General features: G+C 57.9%; 17 protein-coding genes and 1 pseudogene. 15 read left to right on the plus strand and 3 right to left on the minus strand.

The features are described from left to right. Genes recF through dnaA form a run of 3 tightly spaced genes read right to left on the minus strand, consistent with a single transcriptional unit; the run spans nucleotide 1 to nucleotide 3,799 of the window. Nucleotides 1-1,104, minus strand: coding sequence for a DNA replication/repair protein RecF (recF, locus tag ACIPO9_RS25195; RefSeq protein ID WP_400784115.1), 1,104 nt, complete (start codon nucleotides 1,102-1,104; stop codon nucleotides 1-3). Nucleotides 1,105-1,118: 14 nt separating this feature from the next. Continuing rightward, nucleotides 1,119-2,222 (minus strand): DNA polymerase III subunit beta, encoded by a 1,104-nt coding sequence (gene dnaN / locus ACIPO9_RS25200; protein WP_274132086.1) that lies wholly within the window; start codon nucleotides 2,220-2,222, stop codon nucleotides 1,119-1,121. A gap of 35 nt (nucleotides 2,223-2,257) precedes the next feature. After that, a complete protein-coding gene (gene dnaA, locus ACIPO9_RS25205; protein WP_274132087.1) occupies nucleotides 2,258-3,799 on the minus strand; it encodes a chromosomal replication initiator protein DnaA in 1,542 nt (513 codons plus the stop codon). 586 nt (nucleotides 3,800-4,385) lie between these two features. Between dnaA and rpmH the strand changes: the two genes are divergently transcribed. From rpmH to ACIPO9_RS25280, 15 genes and pseudogenes are all read left to right on the plus strand, one after another. Further along, nucleotides 4,386-4,520 (plus strand): 50S ribosomal protein L34, encoded by a 135-nt coding sequence (rpmH, locus tag ACIPO9_RS25210; protein ID WP_002551315.1) that lies wholly within the window; start codon nucleotides 4,386-4,388, stop codon nucleotides 4,518-4,520. Nucleotides 4,521-4,536: 16 nt separating this feature from the next. Continuing rightward, nucleotides 4,537-4,938, plus strand: a complete 402-nt coding sequence (rnpA, locus tag ACIPO9_RS25215; RefSeq protein WP_274132088.1) for a ribonuclease P protein component — start codon at nucleotides 4,537-4,539, stop codon at nucleotides 4,936-4,938. After that, entirely contained in the window at nucleotides 4,931-5,176 is a 246-nt protein-coding gene (gene yidD / locus ACIPO9_RS25220) for a membrane protein insertion efficiency factor YidD (RefSeq protein ID WP_081564616.1), read from the plus strand. The genes rnpA and yidD overlap by 8 nt, the downstream gene beginning before the upstream one ends. Nucleotides 5,177-5,178: 2 nt before the next feature. After that, the gene (gene yidC / locus ACIPO9_RS25225) at nucleotides 5,179-6,858 is read left to right on the plus strand and encodes a membrane protein insertase YidC (protein ID WP_274132089.1); all 1,680 of its coding nucleotides are present in this window, start codon (nucleotides 5,179-5,181) and stop codon (nucleotides 6,856-6,858) included. 78 nt (nucleotides 6,859-6,936) lie between these two features. Beyond that, the gene (gene mnmE / locus ACIPO9_RS25230) at nucleotides 6,937-8,307 is read left to right on the plus strand and encodes a tRNA uridine-5-carboxymethylaminomethyl(34) synthesis GTPase MnmE (RefSeq protein WP_400784118.1); all 1,371 of its coding nucleotides are present in this window, start codon (nucleotides 6,937-6,939) and stop codon (nucleotides 8,305-8,307) included. Nucleotides 8,308-8,835: 528 nt separating this feature from the next. Then, nucleotides 8,836-10,734 carry a tRNA uridine-5-carboxymethylaminomethyl(34) synthesis enzyme MnmG gene (mnmG, locus tag ACIPO9_RS25235; protein ID WP_400784119.1) on the plus strand — a complete coding sequence of 633 codons (1,899 nt, stop codon included), beginning with the start codon at nucleotides 8,836-8,838 and terminating at the stop codon, nucleotides 10,732-10,734. 5 nt (nucleotides 10,735-10,739) lie between these two features. Then, nucleotides 10,740-11,375 (plus strand): 16S rRNA (guanine(527)-N(7))-methyltransferase RsmG, encoded by a 636-nt coding sequence (gene rsmG / locus ACIPO9_RS25240; protein WP_274132169.1) that lies wholly within the window; start codon nucleotides 10,740-10,742, stop codon nucleotides 11,373-11,375. 18 nt (nucleotides 11,376-11,393) lie between these two features. Further along, nucleotides 11,394-12,188: a ParA family protein gene (locus ACIPO9_RS25245; protein ID WP_274132093.1), complete on the plus strand. Its 795-nt coding sequence runs from the start codon at nucleotides 11,394-11,396 to the stop codon at nucleotides 12,186-12,188. 9 nt (nucleotides 12,189-12,197) lie between these two features. Beyond that, nucleotides 12,198-13,070, plus strand: a complete 873-nt coding sequence (locus ACIPO9_RS25250) for a ParB/RepB/Spo0J family partition protein (protein WP_274132095.1) — start codon at nucleotides 12,198-12,200, stop codon at nucleotides 13,068-13,070. A 146-nt stretch (nucleotides 13,071-13,216) separates the two neighbouring features. Continuing rightward, nucleotides 13,217-13,624, plus strand: coding sequence for a F0F1 ATP synthase subunit I (locus tag ACIPO9_RS25255; protein WP_274132096.1), 408 nt, complete (start codon nucleotides 13,217-13,219; stop codon nucleotides 13,622-13,624). Nucleotides 13,625-13,640: 16 nt separating this feature from the next. Then, nucleotides 13,641-14,510 carry a F0F1 ATP synthase subunit A gene (gene atpB, locus ACIPO9_RS25260; RefSeq protein ID WP_081564624.1) on the plus strand — a complete coding sequence of 290 codons (870 nt, stop codon included), beginning with the start codon at nucleotides 13,641-13,643 and terminating at the stop codon, nucleotides 14,508-14,510. A gap of 137 nt (nucleotides 14,511-14,647) precedes the next feature. Next, nucleotides 14,648-14,905 carry a F0F1 ATP synthase subunit C gene (gene atpE / locus ACIPO9_RS25265; RefSeq protein WP_002555987.1) on the plus strand — a complete coding sequence of 86 codons (258 nt, stop codon included), beginning with the start codon at nucleotides 14,648-14,650 and terminating at the stop codon, nucleotides 14,903-14,905. A gap of 57 nt (nucleotides 14,906-14,962) precedes the next feature. Further along, nucleotides 14,963-15,433 (plus strand): F0F1 ATP synthase subunit B, encoded by a 471-nt coding sequence (locus tag ACIPO9_RS25270; RefSeq protein WP_166593942.1) that lies wholly within the window; start codon nucleotides 14,963-14,965, stop codon nucleotides 15,431-15,433. 12 nt (nucleotides 15,434-15,445) lie between these two features. Further along, entirely contained in the window at nucleotides 15,446-15,982 is a 537-nt protein-coding gene (locus ACIPO9_RS25275; RefSeq protein WP_274132098.1) for a F0F1 ATP synthase subunit delta, read from the plus strand. Between the two features lie 21 nt (nucleotides 15,983-16,003). Beyond that, a pseudogene (locus ACIPO9_RS25280) lies at nucleotides 16,004-16,466 on the plus strand (F0F1 ATP synthase subunit alpha); the annotation flags it as partial.

Genomic DNA, 16,466 nt, shown 5'->3' on the forward strand with positions numbered 1-16,466 from the left:
TCACTCCCGATGGTCGTGGGTCTGGGTGATACTGCCGTGTTCCACGTGGAACACCGCAACTGGCGTTTCCGTCTGCCAGCCTTCCCTCAACAATTCATGATCTACACAGGTGATAAAAACCTGGCAGCGTAATTCTTCCAGCAGGCGACACAGCGCGCTGCGATGGTTCTCGTCGAGCTCCGATGGAAGGTCATCGACGAGGTAGATACATTGCCCGCGGCGGGCCTGGCTGACCAAATGTCCTTGAGCAATACGCAGGGCACATACCACCAACTTCTGTTGGCCGCGTGACAAAATGTCCGCCGCGTTGTGCCCACCGAGTCTGAGTCGCAGATCCGCTCGTTGCGGTCCGGCTTGGGTGTGACCCATCTGCTGGTCACGATAGAGAGAAGAGGCGAGCACGCTGCTCAGGTCTTTTTCCTTGTCCCAGCCACGGTAGTAACTCAGGGTAAGCCCTTCGAGCTCTACCAGCTCACTCAACGTTTGCTCAAAAACAGGTTTCAGCGCTTTGATATAAGCGCGACGAAATTCATCGATTTCATCACTGGCCAGGCACAGCTCTCGATCCCAGGCCGCCTGCGAAGCGGCGTCAAGTGTACCATGCCGAAGCCACGAGTTTCGCTGCCTCAGCGCCTTCTGCAAACGCTGCCAAGTGGCCATGAATCGAGGTTCCACGTGGAACACTCCCCAATCCAGAAACTGCCTGCGGATTTTCGGGGCACCCTCCAGCAGCCGAAAGCTGTCGGGATTTATCAGTTGCAGCGGTAGCGTTTCGGCGAGCTGCGCAGCGCTCTTGGCATTCTGGCCATCGATACGAATCTGGAACTCACCTTGCCTGTCTCGTGAAATACCGAGATTGCTGTGTCCACCTTCGGCCAGTTCGACCTGGCCAAAGACTGTGCAAGCAGGCTGTTCGTACTGGATGACAGGTTGCAACCGAATGCTACGGAAGGAGCGAGCCAAGCCAAGCAAGTGAATGGCTTCCAGGACACTGGTTTTACCACTGCCGTTGGCGCCATAAAGGATATTGATACGAGGAGAGGGGGAGAAGGTCACCGGGTGCAGATTGCGCACCCCGGTGACCGAGACGCGGCTAAGAGACATCTAGGTTCTGCTGATTACAGACGCATCGGCATGACAACATACGCCGAGTCGTCGTTGCCCGATTCCTGTACCAGCGCACTGCTGTTGGAGTCGGACAGGAGCAGACGCACCTGCTCGGTGGTCATGACGCCCAGCACATCGAGCAGATAGCTCACGTTGAAGCCGATCTCCAGCGTGCTGCCGTTGTAGTCAACGCCGATTTCTTCTTCCGCTTCTTCCTGCTCAGGGTTGTTGGCCTGGATCTTCAGTTGACCATTGGCCAGCTGCAAGCGGATGCCACGGTACTTCTCGTTGGAAAGAATCGCAGTGCGGCTGAACGCTTCGCGCAGCGCCTGACGATCACCCACCACCAGTTTGTCGCCGCCTTTTGGCAGAACACGCTCGTAGTCCGGGAATTTGCCGTCTACCAGTTTGGAGGTAAAGGTGAACTCGCCGGTGGTTGCACGGATGTGGTGTTGACCCAGCACGATGCTGACCAGACCGTCCTGTTCGGTCAAAAGGCGCGCCAGCTCAAGGATACCCTTGCGTGGCACGATGACCTGATGACGGTCAGCCTGTTCGATTTCAGCGGCCATCGAGCACATCGCCAGACGGTGACCGTCGGTGGCAACGGCGCGCAGCACGCCCGACTGAACTTCGATCAGCATGCCGTTGAGGTAGTAACGGACATCCTGCTGAGCCATGGCAAAGCTGGTGCGCTCGATCAAACGGCGCAGTTTGCTTTGAACCAGGCTGAACGTCAGCGAGCCAGGGCCTTCTTCCACAGTCGGGAAGTCGTTGGCTGGCAGCGTCGAAAGGGTGAAACGGCTGCGGCCGGCCTTGACCACCAGCTTCTGCTCGTCGACCTTGACGTCGATCAATGCATCGTTTGGCAGGCTTTTGCAGATGTCCATCAGCTTGCGCGCCGGCACGGTGATCTCGCCAGGCTCGGCAGGCTCTTCCAGCTGGACGCGCCCGACCAGCTCGACCTCAAGGTCGGTACCGGTCAGGGACAGCTGCTGGCCTTCGACAACCAGCAATACGTTAGACAGAACCGGCAAGGTCTGGCGGCGTTCTACAACGCCTGCGACCAGTTGCAGGGGTTTCAACAGGGCTTCGCGTTGAATGGTGAAATGCATGGTCTAGTCCCTTGCCTTGATAAGCTGCGTCGGCATCACGTAGTCAAAGTACGCAGCAGGTTCTTGTAGTCCTCGCGGATGTCCGCGTCGGATTCTTTAAGTTCGTTGATTTTGCGGCAAGCGTGCAGCACCGTGGTGTGATCTCGCCCGCCAAACACGTCGCCGATTTCAGGCAGACTGTGGTTGGTCAATTCTTTGGACAACGCCATCGCGACCTGACGCGGACGGGCAACCGATCTCGAACGACGTTTCGACAGAAGGTCGGAGATCTTGATCTTGTAGTACTCGGCAACAGTTCGCTGAATGTTATCCACACTGACCAGTTTGTCCTGAAGCGCCAACAGGTCTTTCAAGGATTCGCGGATCAGCTCGATGGTGATGTCGCGGCCCATGAAGTGAGAGTGCGCGATGACCCGCTTGAGGGCACCTTCGAGTTCACGAACGTTGGAGCGAATGCGCTGCGCGATGAAGAACGCCGCATCGTGCGGGAGCTCGACCTTCGCCTGGTCGGCTTTCTTCATGAGAATCGCGACCCGGGTTTCCAGTTCCGGTGGCTCGACCGCCACCGTCAGGCCCCAGCCGAAGCGCGACTTCAGACGTTCCTCGAGACCTTCGATCTCTTTCGGATAACGGTCACTGGTCAGGATGACCTGCTGCCCACCTTCCAGAAGCGCGTTGAAGGTGTGGAAAAACTCTTCCTGCGAACGCTCCTTGCGGGCGAAGAACTGGATGTCGTCGATCAGCAACGCATCGACCGAACGGTAGAAGCGCTTGAATTCGTTGATCGCGTTCAACTGCAGCGCCTTGACCATGTCTGCAACGAAGCGCTCCGAATGCAGGTACACAACCTTCGCATTCGGATTCTTCTTCAGAAGATGGTTACCCACAGCGTGCATCAAGTGGGTTTTACCCAGGCCCACACCGCCATAAAGGAACAGCGGGTTATAGCCATGCTTGGGGTTATCGGCCACTTGCCAGGCAGCGGCGCGCGCCAACTGGTTGGACTTACCCTCGACGAAGTTCTCGAAGGTGAACGTGCGGTTCAGGTAACTGGTGTGCTTGAGGGCACCCTCGACCTGGACGCTGCGCTGCTCGGCACGGGCTGGAGCCTGTTGGCTGCTGGCGCCGGCCATGGGGTCGAAGCTCGCCCGCGAAGGCTCATCGTCCACATCCAGTGACTGCTGGACGACTGGCGCAGGTGCAGACACCGAGGCAGGTGCCGGGGCCGAGGCACCATTGCTGGCAGTCGCCGCACTCTGGGCAGCCTGTGTTGCAGCGGCCGCGGCAGCTGCTGCCAGGGGAGCATTGGGCGCAGCACGAGGGGCCGAGCTGCGTTTGCTGCCTATTAATAAGGAAAGGGCAGGCGCAGCACCCTGTCCATGCTCACCGAGCAGTTCGAGCAGGCGGCCAAGGTACTTTTCGTTTACCCAGTCGAGCACGAAGCGGTTAGGCGCATAGACACGCAATTCGTCGCCTTCGGCTTCGACCTGCAGCGGACGGATCCAGGTGTTGAATTGCTGGGCAGGCAGCTCATCGCGCAAAAGCTCCACGCACTGCTGCCAAAGTTCCACTGACACGGATATCCCCTACGTTTCAAAAGCCGGTGAGGCGAAAACAAGCGCCCATTGTAACCACCCACAACAGACTTATCCACATGTAGGTGTCGCCCACCCACCTGAAAATCAACATCTTATAGGGTTGAAAACCGACCAATGGCATCTGCATGAGGTCTGTGGATAACCGCCCATGACCCCTTTGTATAACCCAGGCCTGAAATTTGTGGATAACCAGCCTGTGGATAAAGAGACATTCCACGCACAGCTTTTCCGACAGCGCAGCACAGGTCCGACACCGCTTGCTGACAGAGTTGTGATTCTCTGTACACAGCGGTTTATAAGGCCTTGATAAGGTTATCCACAGAAGATGGCTTGCCTAGCTTCTATAAGCTTTACAGAAAAGCTTTAAATACTTTCCTTCTTTATTTTTATGTCTAGGTGATCGGTGTACCCGTTCGGGCGGGGTGATGCCGTCCAATACCCATATAAGAAGTAAATGAGAGAAACGCTGGTTGGAAATTGACCTGCGGGCTTGCTTTCTCTAGAATCCCCGCTCTCTTAAAACGGGGTCATTCCGGCCCGTTGTGGACGAACCAGGTAACACACCATGAAACGTACTTTCCAACCGAGCACCATCAAGCGCGCCCGCACCCACGGTTTCCGTGCACGTATGGCTACCAAAAACGGCCGTGCAGTCCTGTCGCGTCGTCGCGCCAAAGGCCGTAAGCGTCTGGCAGTTTGATTAATCGGCACAGGTGGTGAGTCGAGACTTCAGTCGGGAAAAACGTCTGCTGACACCCCGACACTTCAAGGCAGTCTTTGACTCCCCAACCGGCAAGGTTCCGGGGAAGAATCTCCTGCTCCTTGTGCGCAACAACGATCTTGATCACGCCCGACTGGGGCTCGTGATCGGGAAGAAGAGCGTCAAGCTCTCCGTCGAGCGCAATCGTCTGAAACGCTTGATGCGCGAATCGTTTCGCAACAATCAGGATGATCTGATTGGTTGGGATATCGTCGTCGTCGCGCGTAAAGGCTTGGGTGATATTGAAAACCCCGAATTGATTCAGCATTTCGGCAAGCTTTGGAAACGTCTGGCGCGTAGCCGGCCCACTCCGGAAGTCAAATCCGAAACTGCGGGGGTAGACAGTCCTGATGCGTAAACTGGCGCTCGTTCCGATCCAGTTTTACCGCTATGCCATTAGTCCTCTGATGGCTAATCACTGTCGTTTCTACCCCAGTTGCTCCTGCTATGCGTACGAAGCCATTGAAAATCATGGCCTGGTACGCGGCGGCTGGCTGACCTTGCGTCGTTTAGGTCGCTGTCACCCGTGGAATCCCGGTGGTTTCGACCCGGTTCCACCAGCACCCACCTCCCGTTCCTCTTCGATGGCCGAGTAATCATGGATATCAAACGCACAATCCTGATCGTCGCCCTGGCAATCGTGACCTACGCCGGTGTCCTGAAATGGAACCAGGACTATGGTCAGGCTGCCTTGCCGACTCAGAATGTTGCTGCCAACACCAATACATCCGCTCTTCCTGACACCCCGCAAGGTACTGGCGCTGCAAACGCAGACGTACCAAGCGCGACAGGTGAAGTTGCAGCACCTGCCGAAACACCGGTGGTTGCCAGCAAAGACCTGATTCAGGTGAAAACAGACGTATTGAGCCTGGAAATCGACCCGGTAGGTGGTGATGTGGTGCAGCTTCGCCTGCCACTTTATCCACGTCGTCAGGACCATCCTGAAATTCCGTTCCAGTTGTTCGATAACGGCGGCGAGCGTACTTTCCTGGCACAAAGCGGCCTGACAGGCATCAACGGTCCGGACGCACGTGCCGCTGGCCGCCCTGTCTACGCTGCCACCCAGAAAAGTTATCAACTGGCAGAAGGTCAGAACGACCTGGTCGTTGACCTGAAATTCAGCGATGCCGGCGTCAACTACATCAAGCGTTTCACGTTCAAGCGCGGCCTGTACGACCTGACTGTCAGCTACCTGATCGACAACCAGAGCGCGCAGCCGTGGAACGGTAACCTGTTCGCCCAGCTCAAGCGCGACGCCAGTGCCGACCCGTCTTCGACCACCGCCACCGGTACCGCCACCTATCTGGGTGCCGCGATGTGGACACCTTCGGAGCCTTACAAAAAGGTTTCGATGAAAGACATCGACAAAGGCTCGATCAAAGACACCGTTCAAGGTGGCTGGGTGGCCTGGCTGCAGCACTACTTCGTGACCGCATGGATTCCGAACAAGGCTGACAGCAACACCGTTACCACTCGTAAAGACAGCGCCGGCAACTACATCATCGGTTTCACCGGTCCTGCGGTGACGATCGCGCCGGGTGCCAAGGCTGAAACCACGACCACGCTGTACGCTGGTCCCAAGAGCCAGGCTGTCCTGAAAGAGTTGTCCCCAGGTCTGGAACTGACTGTCGACTACGGCATCCTGTGGTTCATTGCCCAGCCGATCTTCTGGCTGCTGCAACATATCCACAGCATCGTCGGCAACTGGGGCTGGTCGATCATCTTCCTGACCATGCTGATCAAGGGTCTCTTCTTCCCTCTGTCGGCTGCCAGCTACAAATCGATGGCGCGCATGCGTGCCGTGGCTCCGCGCCTTGCAGCACTAAAAGAGCAACATGGCGACGACCGTCAGAAGCTTTCCCAGGCGATGATGGAGCTGTACAAGAAAGAGAAGATCAACCCGCTGGGTGGATGCTTGCCGATTCTTGTGCAGATGCCGGTGTTCCTGTCGTTGTACTGGGTACTCCTGGAAAGCGTCGAGATGCGCCAGGCGCCATGGCTGCTGTGGATAACCGACCTGTCGATCAAGGATCCGTTCTTCATCCTGCCGATCATCATGGGCGCAACCATGTTCATCCAGCAGCGTCTGAACCCTACACCTCCGGATCCGATGCAGGCCAAGGTGATGAAGCTGATGCCAATCATCTTCACCTTCTTCTTCCTGTGGTTCCCGGCGGGTCTGGTGCTGTACTGGGTTGTGAACAACACCCTGTCCATCACCCAGCAGTGGTACATCACGCGCAGCATCGAGGCCAAGGCCAAGAAAGCCGCAGCCTGATCTACCCTGTGAGTAAGTCATACAGAACGCCCCCTAGTGGGGCGTTTTGCTATCTGTCAGTTTGTCGGGAGCCGGACCATGAATGTCCCTCGTGAAACCATTGCAGCCATCGCCACTGCCCAGGGTCGGGGAGGCGTCGGTATTGTGCGTATCTCGGGCCCGTTGGCCAGCGCCTGCGCCCAGGCCATCGTCGGCAAGCAGCTGCAGCCGCGTTATGCCCACTATGGCCCGTTCCACGATCACGATGGCCTGGTGATCGACGAAGGCATCGCGCTGTATTTCCCGGGACCGAATTCGTTCACAGGTGAAGACGTTCTGGAACTGCAGGGCCATGGCGGCCCCGTCGTGCTCGACATGCTCCTGCAACGCTGTGTACAACTGGGTAGCCGCCTTGCGCGCCCTGGGGAATTCAGTGAGCGGGCGTTTCTCAACGACAAGCTCGACCTGGCCCAGGCCGAAGCCATTGCCGACCTCATCGAAGCCAGTTCCGCGCAAGCGGCACGTAATGCGCTGCGCTCTCTGCAGGGCGCGTTCTCGCAACGTGTCCACAGTCTGACGGAAAAGCTGATCAGCCTGCGGATCTACGTCGAAGCGGCCATCGACTTTCCCGAGGAAGAAATCGATTTTCTCGCCGATGGCCACGTGCTGAGCATGCTGGATGCGGTTCGCGAGCAATTATCCACAGTCGTTCGCGAGGCGAATCAAGGTGCATTGCTGCGCGACGGCATGACGGTCGTGATTGCCGGTCGTCCGAATGCGGGCAAATCGAGTTTGCTCAACGCCCTGGCCGGCCGTGAGGCCGCAATCGTCACCGAGATTGCCGGCACCACCCGGGACGTGCTGCGCGAACATATCCACATCGATGGCATGCCGTTGCACGTTGTGGACACCGCAGGGCTGCGTGACACCGATGACCATGTGGAAAAGATCGGCGTGGAACGTGCGCTCAAGGCGATCAACGAGGCCGACCGCGTGCTGCTGGTGGTCGATGCGACGGCACCGGAGGCGGCCGATCCATTCGCGCTCTGGCCGGAGTTCCTGGATCAGCGGCCCGATCCTGCGCACGTCACGCTGATACGCAACAAGGCCGACCTGAGCGGCGATCAAGTGGGGCTGCAAATCAGCGCCGATGGCCACGTCACCATCAACCTGAGCGCCAAGGCTGGTGGCGAAGGCCTGGAACTGCTGCGTGAGCACCTCAAGGCCTGCATGGGTTATCAACAGACCGCCGAAAGCAGCTTCAGCGCTCGCCGGCGCCATCTGGAAGCGCTGCAGCGAGCCAGCGCATCCCTCGAGCACGGCCGCTCACAACTGACGCTAGCGGGCGCCGGTGAACTGCTGGCTGAAGATCTGCGCCGGGCGCAGCAGTTTCTGGGTGAAATCACCGGGGCATTCAGCTCCGATGACCTGTTGGGCCGGATCTTCTCCAGCTTCTGCATCGGCAAATAAGCCGCCTTCTGCGTTTTCCACAGGCAGGTTCACCTCCCGAACCTGCCTGATTGCCTCCTGCCTACCTCTTTCACGTCACCTGCGACTTCATCGCGGGATGCTTTCGCCTGCGCGTTGCCCCTCAATTCGCTACCAAACCTCAAAATAAGCCCTGTGCATAACCGCGATTCAGCTCGGTTGATAAGTGGGCTTCGTGACTGAGGATAATCCCCCCTGTGGACAACCGAGCACTTAATCCACAGGCTTAAAGCGCTTATCCAAGGGCCTCATGTACAGATGACCACAAGGTTTCAAAACTCTGTACACAGCGTAAAACGTGGGCTGTGTTAATCTATCCACAGATAGGTGCCTCTATATACATAAAAATAAAAACAAAGATTTTATAAATTTCTTTCTTTTTAATTTCTTTAACCGCCATTCATCCACAGCTGGTTAAATTTTGCGCAAAAGGTTCCTTTAAGGGGGGCGAAGTCCCTATACTTGCCGCCAATTTCCTATTCCCCCCAAAAAACAGGCACGAGGTGCGTGGTGGATTTCCCTTCCCGTTTTGAAGTGATCGTCATCGGCGGCGGTCATGCCGGTACCGAGGCAGCACTGGCGTCTGCTCGCATGGGTGCAAAAACCCTGCTGCTGACGCATAACGTGGAAACCCTCGGCCAGATGAGTTGCAACCCGGCCATCGGCGGCATCGGCAAAAGCCATCTGGTCAAAGAGATCGATGCGCTCGGCGGCGCCATGGCGACCGCAACTGACCTGGGCGGTATTCAATTTCGCGTACTCAATGGCCGCAAAGGCCCGGCAGTACGAGCGACACGCGCCCAGGCAGACCGCATTCTGTATAAGGCCGCGATTCGCGAGATCATCGAGAACCAGCCGAACCTGTGGATATTCCAGCAGGCCTGCGATGACCTGATCGTCGAGCAGGATCAGGTGCGCGGCGTAGTGACCCAGATGGGCCTGCGTTTCATGGCAGACTCAGTGGTACTCACCACGGGCACCTTTCTGGGTGGACTTATCCACATCGGTTTGCAGAATTACTCGGGTGGTCGTGCAGGCGATCCGCCTTCCATCGCACTGGCTCGCCGCCTTCGCGAACTGCCGCTGCGTGTCGGTCGCCTGAAAACCGGGACTCCGCCGCGAATCGACGGCCGCTCCGTGGATTTCTCGGTGATGACCGAGCAACCAGGCGATACCCCGATCCCGGTCATGTCGTTCATGGGTTCCAAGGAGCAGCACCCGCGTCAGGTCAGCTGCTGGATTACCCACACCAATGCGCGCACCCACGAAATCATCGCGGCGAACCTCGACCGTTCGCCGATGTACTCCGCCGCCGGCGAAATCGAAGGCATCGGCCCGCGTTATTGCCCGTCGATCGAAGACAAGATTCATCGCTTTGCCGACAAGGCCAGCCACCAGGTCTTCATCGAGCCGGAAGGCCTGACGACCCACGAGCTGTATCCGAACGGGATCTCCACCTCACTGCCGTTCGACGTGCAGCTGCAGATCGTGCGTTCGATTCACGGTATGGAAAATGCCCACATCGTGCGTCCTGGCTACGCCATCGAGTACGACTACTTCGATCCGCGCGACCTGAAGTACAGCCTGGAAACCAAAGTCATCGCCGGTCTGTTCTTCGCCGGACAGATCAACGGCACCACCGGTTACGAAGAAGCCGGTGCGCAAGGTCTGCTCGCCGGTGCCAACGCTGCGCTGCGTGCCCAGGGCAAGGAAAGCTGGTGCCCGCGTCGCGATGAGGCCTACATCGGTGTGCTTGTGGATGACTTGATTACCCTCGGTACCCAAGAGCCGTACCGGATGTTCACATCCCGCGCCGAATATCGCCTGATCCTGCGCGAAGACAACGCCGACCTGCGCCTGACCGAAAAAGGTCGCGAGCTGGGCCTGGTCGATGATGCTCGCTGGGCTGCGTTCTGCGCCAAGCGCGAAGGCATCGAGCGTGAAGAACAGCGTTTGAAATCCACCTGGATTCGCCCGGGCACCGAGCAGGGCGATGCGGTCGCGGCGCATTTCGGCACGCCGCTGACCCACGAATACAACCTGCTGAATTTGCTGAGCCGTCCGGAAATCGACTATGCCGGGCTTGTCGCGCTGACCGGCCAGGGCGAAATCGATCCACAGGTTGCCGAACAGGTCGAGATCAAGACCAAGTACGCAGGCTACATCGACCGTCAGCAGGATGAAATCGCCCGCCTTCGTGCCAGCGAAAACACCACGCTGCCGGAAGACATCGACTACACCACCATTTCCGGTCTGTCGAAAGAAATCCAGGGCAAGCTTGGGGCTACGCGTCCTGAAACCCTGGGCCAGGCTTCGCGGATTCCGGGTGTTACTCCGGCCGCCATTTCCCTGTTGATGATTCACTTGAAAAAACGCGGCGCGGGCCGTCAGTTGGAGCAAAGCGCTTGAGTTCTATGGTCACCCCGCAGCACGCAGAAGAATTGACCCTTGGCGCCCGCGAATTGGGCGTGGCGTTGAGTGAGACCCAGCACAGCCAGTTGCTGGGTTACCTCGCATTGCTGATCAAATGGAACAAGGCCTACAACCTGACCGCCGTGCGCGATCCGGACGAAATGGTCTCGCGTCACCTGCTCGACAGCCTGAGCGTCGTGCCGTTCATCGACGGCGAACGGCAACTGGACGTCGGCAGCGGCGGCGGCATGCCTGGCATTCCGCTGGCGATCATGTTTCCGGACATGAAAGTCACGCTGCTGGACAGCAATGGCAAGAAAACCCGATTCCTGACCCAGGTCAAACTCGAGCTCAAGCTCGACAACCTGGAAGTTATCCACAGCCGTGCCGAAGCGTATCAACCTGCGCAGCCGTTCACCGGAATCATTTCCCGGGCATTCAGCAGCCTGGAAGACTTCACCCATTGGACACGCCACATGGGCGATACCAATACACGCTGGCTGGCAATGAAAGGTCTGCATCCTGCCGATGAACTGGTAGCATTGCCCGCAGATTTCAATCTGGAAAGCGCGCAAGCCTTGGCCGTACCCGGTTGCCAAGGTCAACGGCATCTGCTGATACTGCGCCGCACGGCATGACAGGGAACACACGCAAGAATGGCTAAGGTATTCGCGATAGCGAACCAAAAAGGTGGTGTGGGTAAAACCACCACTTGCATCAACCTCGCAGCGTCGCTGGTCGCAACCAAGCGTCGGGTGTTGTTGATCGATCTCGATCCACAGGGCAACGCCACCATGGGTAGCGGTGTGGATAAACATGGCCTGGAGCATTCCGTCTACGATCTGCTGATCGGCGAGTGCGACCTGAATCAGGCCATGCACTTCTCCGAGCACGGCGGTTATCAACTGCTGCCGGCCAACCGCGACCTGACTGCCGCCGAAGTCGTCCTGCTGGAAATGCAGATGAAAGAGGCGCGTCTGCGTACTGCCCTGGCACCGATTCGGGAAAACTACGACTACATCCTCATCGACTGCCCTCCGTCGCTGTCGATGCTGACCCTCAATGCGCTGGTTGCCGCAGATGGCGTGATCATTCCCATGCAGTGCGAGTACTACGCGCTGGAAGGTCTGAGCGACCTTGTGGATAACATCAAGCGCATCGGCGAGTTGCTCAACCCACAACTGAAGATCGAAGGCCTGCTGCGGACCATGTACGACCCGCGCCTGAGCCTGATCAACGATGTGTCGGCGCAGCTCAAGGAACACTTCGGTGATCAGCTGTACGACACGGTGATCCCGCGCAACATTCGTCTCGCTGAAGCCCCAAGCTTCGGCATGCCGGCGCTGGCCTATGACAAGTCATCGCGGGGGGCGCTTGCCTACCTGGCGCTGGCGGGTGAAATGGTCCGCCGCCAGCGTCGCGCCTCGCGCGCTGCTGCCCAGCCCACTTAAGGAACCCCCATGGCCGTCAAGAAACGAGGACTTGGACGTGGGCTGGACGCGCTGCTGAGCAGTCCCACCGTCGCTGCGCTGGAAGAACAGGCCGTTCAGGCCGACCAGCGTGAACTGCAATACATCCCGCTGGACCTGATTCAGCGCGGCAAGTACCAGCCGCGCCGGGACATGGACCCGCAGGCGCTGGAAGAGCTGGCCAATTCGATCAGGGCACAAGGCGTCATGCAGCCGATCGTGGTGCGCCCGATCGCTGACAACCGCTTCGAGATCATCGCCGGTGAACGCCGCTGGCGCGCCAGCCAGCAGGCAGGCACCGAGACCATCCCGGCGATGGTGCGTGATGTGCCGGATGAAGCCGCCATTGCCATGGCGCTGATCGAGAACATCCAGCGCGAAGACCTCAATCCGATTGAAGAGGCGATTGCCCTGCAGCGTCTACAGCAGGAATTCCAGCTGACTCAACAGCAGGTCGCCGAGGCTGTGGGTAAGTCGCGCGTGAGCGTGGCCAACCTGCTGCGTCTGATTTCATTGCCGGACGTCATCAAGACCATGCTGTCCCACGGCGACCTGGAAATGGGCCATGCCCGTGCGTTGCTCGGATTGCCCGAAGAACAGCAGGTCGAAGGGGCGCGACATGTTGTCGCACGTGGCCTGACAGTGCGCCAGACCGAGGCACTCGTACGCCAATGGTTGAGTGGCAAACAGGAGCCAGCGGCACCTGTAAAAGCCGATCCGGATATCACCCGCCTCGAACAGCGTCTGGCCGAACGGCTGGGCTCTGCGGTGCAGATTCGCCACGGTCAGAAGGGTAAAGGCCAGTTGGTGATCCGTTATAACTCGCTGGACGAGTTGCAGGGTGTTCTCGCCCACATCCGCTGAAACAAATCATAAGTAGCGTGTGATCGGAAATCACTACCCGGCAGTTGAATAGGGGCTGAACCGCCCCTATACTCTGCGCGCATTTTGTCGGCACAAATTATGCCAAGTTATTGATTTTGGCGGCTGGCACTAGAGGAGCCCATGTGATGGAGACACGCACGCCAAACCGCTTGCCATTCCATCGCCTGGCTGTTTTCCCGGTATTGCTGGCGCAATTGATTGTGCTGCTGCTGGCGGCGGTGACGCTTTGGCAGTGGCATGGGGTCGTAGCTGGATATTCAGGACTTTGCGGAGGCCTGATAGCTTGGCTGCCCAATTTGTACTTTGCCCATAAGGCGTTCCGGTATTCCGGTGCCAGGGCCGCACAAGCCATCGTTCGGTCGTTCTACGCCGGCGAGGCAGGCAAACTGATTTTTACGGCAGTGCTTTTTGCACTGACCTTTGCAGGCGTAAAGCCGCTGGCTCCATTGGCGGTTTTCGGCGTGTTCATGCTGACCCAGTTGGTCAGCTGGTTCGCACCCCTGCTTATGAAAACAAGACTTTTGAGACCTTAGGGCGTTTGAGGGCACCATGGCAGAGCAAACAGCTTCGGGCTATATCCAGCACCACTTGCAGAACTTGACCTTCGGTCATTTGCCTGACGGCACTTGGGGCTTCGCGCATTCGGCAGCCGAAGCGAAGGAAATGGGCTTCTGGGCTTTCCACCTGGACACTCTGGGCTGGTCTGTTGCCCTGGGCCTGATCTTCGTCCTGATTTTCCGCATGGCCGCCAAGAAGGCGACCTCCGGTCAGCCGGGCGCCCTGCAGAACTTCGTTGAAGTCCTGATCGAATTCGTCGACGGCAGCGTGAAAGACAGCTTCCACGGTCGCAGCGCGGTCATCGCCCCACTGGCACTGACCATTTTCGTCTGGGTTTTCCTGATGAACGCCGTCGACTTGGTTCCGGTTGACTGGATTCCTCAGCTGGCCGTCATGATCTCGGGCGATCACCACATTCCGTTCCGCGCAGTGTCGACTACCGACCCTAACGCCACGATCGGCATGGCCCTGTCTGTATTCGCACTGATCATTTTCTACAGCATCAAGGTCAAGGGCATTGGCGGCTTCATCGGCGAACTGACCCTGCACCCGTTTGGCAGCAAGAACGTTCTTGTCCAGGCGCTGTTGATTCCTGTGAATTTCCTGCTTGAATTCGTGACTCTGATCGCCAAACCGGTTTCTCTGGCTCTGCGTCTGTTCGGCAACATGTACGCTGGCGAACTGGTGTTCATCCTGATCGCGGTCATGTTCGGCAGCGGCCTGCTGTGGCTCAGTGGCCTGGGCGTGGTTCTCCAATGGGCGTGGGCTGTGTTCCACATCCTGATCATCACCCTGCAAGCGTTCATCTTCATGATGCTGACCATCGTCTACCTGTCGATGGCTCACGAAGATAACCATTAAGACCCGCATCGCGAGTCTGATGATCCCCTCGCTGCGGTGAGGGGGCGCCCGCAAGGGCTTGATGTAAAAAACGATTTTGCTTTACCGCTTTAATCTAAGAAAACCTAACCAATACGACGTAAAAGTCGGGAGGAAAGATGGAAACTGTAGTTGGTCTAACTGCTATCGCTGTTGCACTGCTGATCGGCCTGGGCGCTCTGGGTACCGCAATCGGTTTCGGCCTGCTGGGCGGTAAGTTCCTGGAAGGCGCAGCGCGTCAGCCAGAAATGGTTCCAATGCTGCAAGTTAAAATGTTCATCGTGGCTGGTCTGCTCGACGCCGTAACCATGATCGGCGTTGGTATCGCTCTGTTCTTCACCTTTGCGAACCCCTTCGTTGGTCAACTCGCTGGCTAATCGCTCGAATTTTCGAGTTGATTGGTGTGATGGACAACGAACGAGCGAGGTGTTGGCGTGAACATTAATGCAACCCTGATTGGCCAGTCCGTTGCGTTCTTCATTTTTGTGCTGTTCTGCATGAAGTTCGTGTGGCCTCCGGTCATCGCGGCTTTGCACGAACGTCAGAAGAAGATCGCGGATGGACTGGACGCTGCCACCCGAGCAGCTCGCGACCTGGAGCTGGCCCAAGATAAAGCGGGTCAGCAACTGCGCGAAGCTAAGGCTCAGGCAGCTGAAATCATTGAGCAGGCCAAGAAACGCGGTAACCAGATTGTCGACGAAGCCCGTGAACAGGCTCGTGTCGATGCTGACCGCATCAAGGCTCAGGCTCAGGCCGAGATCGAGCAGGAACTGAACGGTGTCAAAGACGCGCTGCGCGCCCAACTGGGTAGCCTGGCAGTCAACGGTGCCGAGAAGATCCTGGGTGCCACAATCGATCAAAACGCGCACGCGGAGCTGGTTAACAAACTGGCTGCAGAAATTTAAGCGAGGGCGATCATGGCAGAACTGACCACGTTGGCCCGACCTTACGCTAAGGCAGCCTTCGAGCATGCACAGGCGCACCAGCAACTGGCCAATTGGTCAGCCATGCTCGGCCTGGCTGCTGCGGTGTCGCAAGACGACACCATGCAGCGCATGCTCAAGGCCCCGCGACTGACGAGCGCAGACAAGGCCGCCACTTTCATTGAAGTGTGCGGCGACAAGTTCGATGCCCAGGCACAGAATTTCATCCACGTCGTTGCCGAAAACGACCGTCTCCAGCTTCTGCCGGAGATTGCCGAACTGTTCGAGCTGTACAAGGCCGAGCAGGAAAAATCGGTAGATGTGGATGTCACCAGTGCTTTTGCATTGAACCAAGAACAGCAAGACAAACTCGCCAAGGTTCTCAGTGCACGGCTCGGCCGGGAAGTGCGCCTGCACGCTGCGGAGGATGCTGCCCTGATAGGTGGTGTCATCATCCGCGCCGGCGACCTGGTTATCGATGGCTCAGTTCGCGGCAAACTCGCGCAACTAGCCGAAGCATTGAAATCTTGAGTTTGAAGGGGCAGCAGAGCAATGCAGCAACTCAATCCTTCCGAAATAAGTGAAATCATCAAGGGCCGCATCGAGAAACTCGATGTAGCCTCCCAAGCCCGTAACGAAGGCACTGTCGTCAGCGTGTCTGACGGTATCGTGCGGATTCACGGTCTGGCCGACGCTATGTACGGCGAAATGATCGAGTTCCCGGGCGGCGTCTACGGTATGGCACTGAACCTGGAGCAAGACTCCGTAGGTGCGGTGGTACTGGGCGCTTACACATCGCTGGCTGAAGGCATGAGTGCCAAGTGCACCGGCCGCATCCTGGAAGTTCCGGTTGGTAAGGAACTGCTGGGTCGCGTAGTCGACGCACTGGGTAACCCTGTCGACGGCAAAGGCCCGCTGAACAACACCGAGACCGACGCGGTCGAGAAAGTTGCTCCGGGCGTTATCTGGCTTAAGTGGGTAGACCTTCCTGTACAGACTGGCTACAAGGCTGTCG

The sequence above is a fragment of the Pseudomonas sp. NPDC090203 genome (assembly GCF_044746765.1).
Lineage (GTDB): Bacteria > Pseudomonadota > Gammaproteobacteria > Pseudomonadales > Pseudomonadaceae > Aquipseudomonas > Aquipseudomonas putida_AD.

What these genes read in the sequence shown, in the direction of transcription:
- recF (WP_400784115.1), bottom strand. Translation starts at nt 1,104, where the DNA reads ATGTCTCTTAGCCGCGTCTCGGTCACCGGGGTGCGCAATCTGCACCCG.
- dnaN (WP_274132086.1), bottom strand. Translation starts at nt 2,222, where the DNA reads ATGCATTTCACCATTCAACGCGAAGCCCTGTTGAAACCCCTGCAACTG.
- rpmH (WP_002551315.1), top strand. Translation starts at nt 4,386, where the DNA reads ATGAAACGTACTTTCCAACCGAGCACCATCAAGCGCGCCCGCACCCAC.
- yidD (WP_081564616.1), top strand. Translation starts at nt 4,931, where the DNA reads ATGCGTAAACTGGCGCTCGTTCCGATCCAGTTTTACCGCTATGCCATT.
- yidC (WP_274132089.1), top strand. Translation starts at nt 5,179, where the DNA reads ATGGATATCAAACGCACAATCCTGATCGTCGCCCTGGCAATCGTGACC.
- mnmE (WP_400784118.1), top strand. Translation starts at nt 6,937, where the DNA reads ATGAATGTCCCTCGTGAAACCATTGCAGCCATCGCCACTGCCCAGGGT.
- rsmG (WP_274132169.1), top strand. Translation starts at nt 10,740, where the DNA reads ATGGTCACCCCGCAGCACGCAGAAGAATTGACCCTTGGCGCCCGCGAA.
- ACIPO9_RS25245 (WP_274132093.1), top strand. Translation starts at nt 11,394, where the DNA reads ATGGCTAAGGTATTCGCGATAGCGAACCAAAAAGGTGGTGTGGGTAAA.
- ACIPO9_RS25250 (WP_274132095.1), top strand. Translation starts at nt 12,198, where the DNA reads ATGGCCGTCAAGAAACGAGGACTTGGACGTGGGCTGGACGCGCTGCTG.
- ACIPO9_RS25255 (WP_274132096.1), top strand. Translation starts at nt 13,217, where the DNA reads ATGGAGACACGCACGCCAAACCGCTTGCCATTCCATCGCCTGGCTGTT.
- atpB (WP_081564624.1), top strand. Translation starts at nt 13,641, where the DNA reads ATGGCAGAGCAAACAGCTTCGGGCTATATCCAGCACCACTTGCAGAAC.
- atpE (WP_002555987.1), top strand. Translation starts at nt 14,648, where the DNA reads ATGGAAACTGTAGTTGGTCTAACTGCTATCGCTGTTGCACTGCTGATC.
- ACIPO9_RS25275 (WP_274132098.1), top strand. Translation starts at nt 15,446, where the DNA reads ATGGCAGAACTGACCACGTTGGCCCGACCTTACGCTAAGGCAGCCTTC.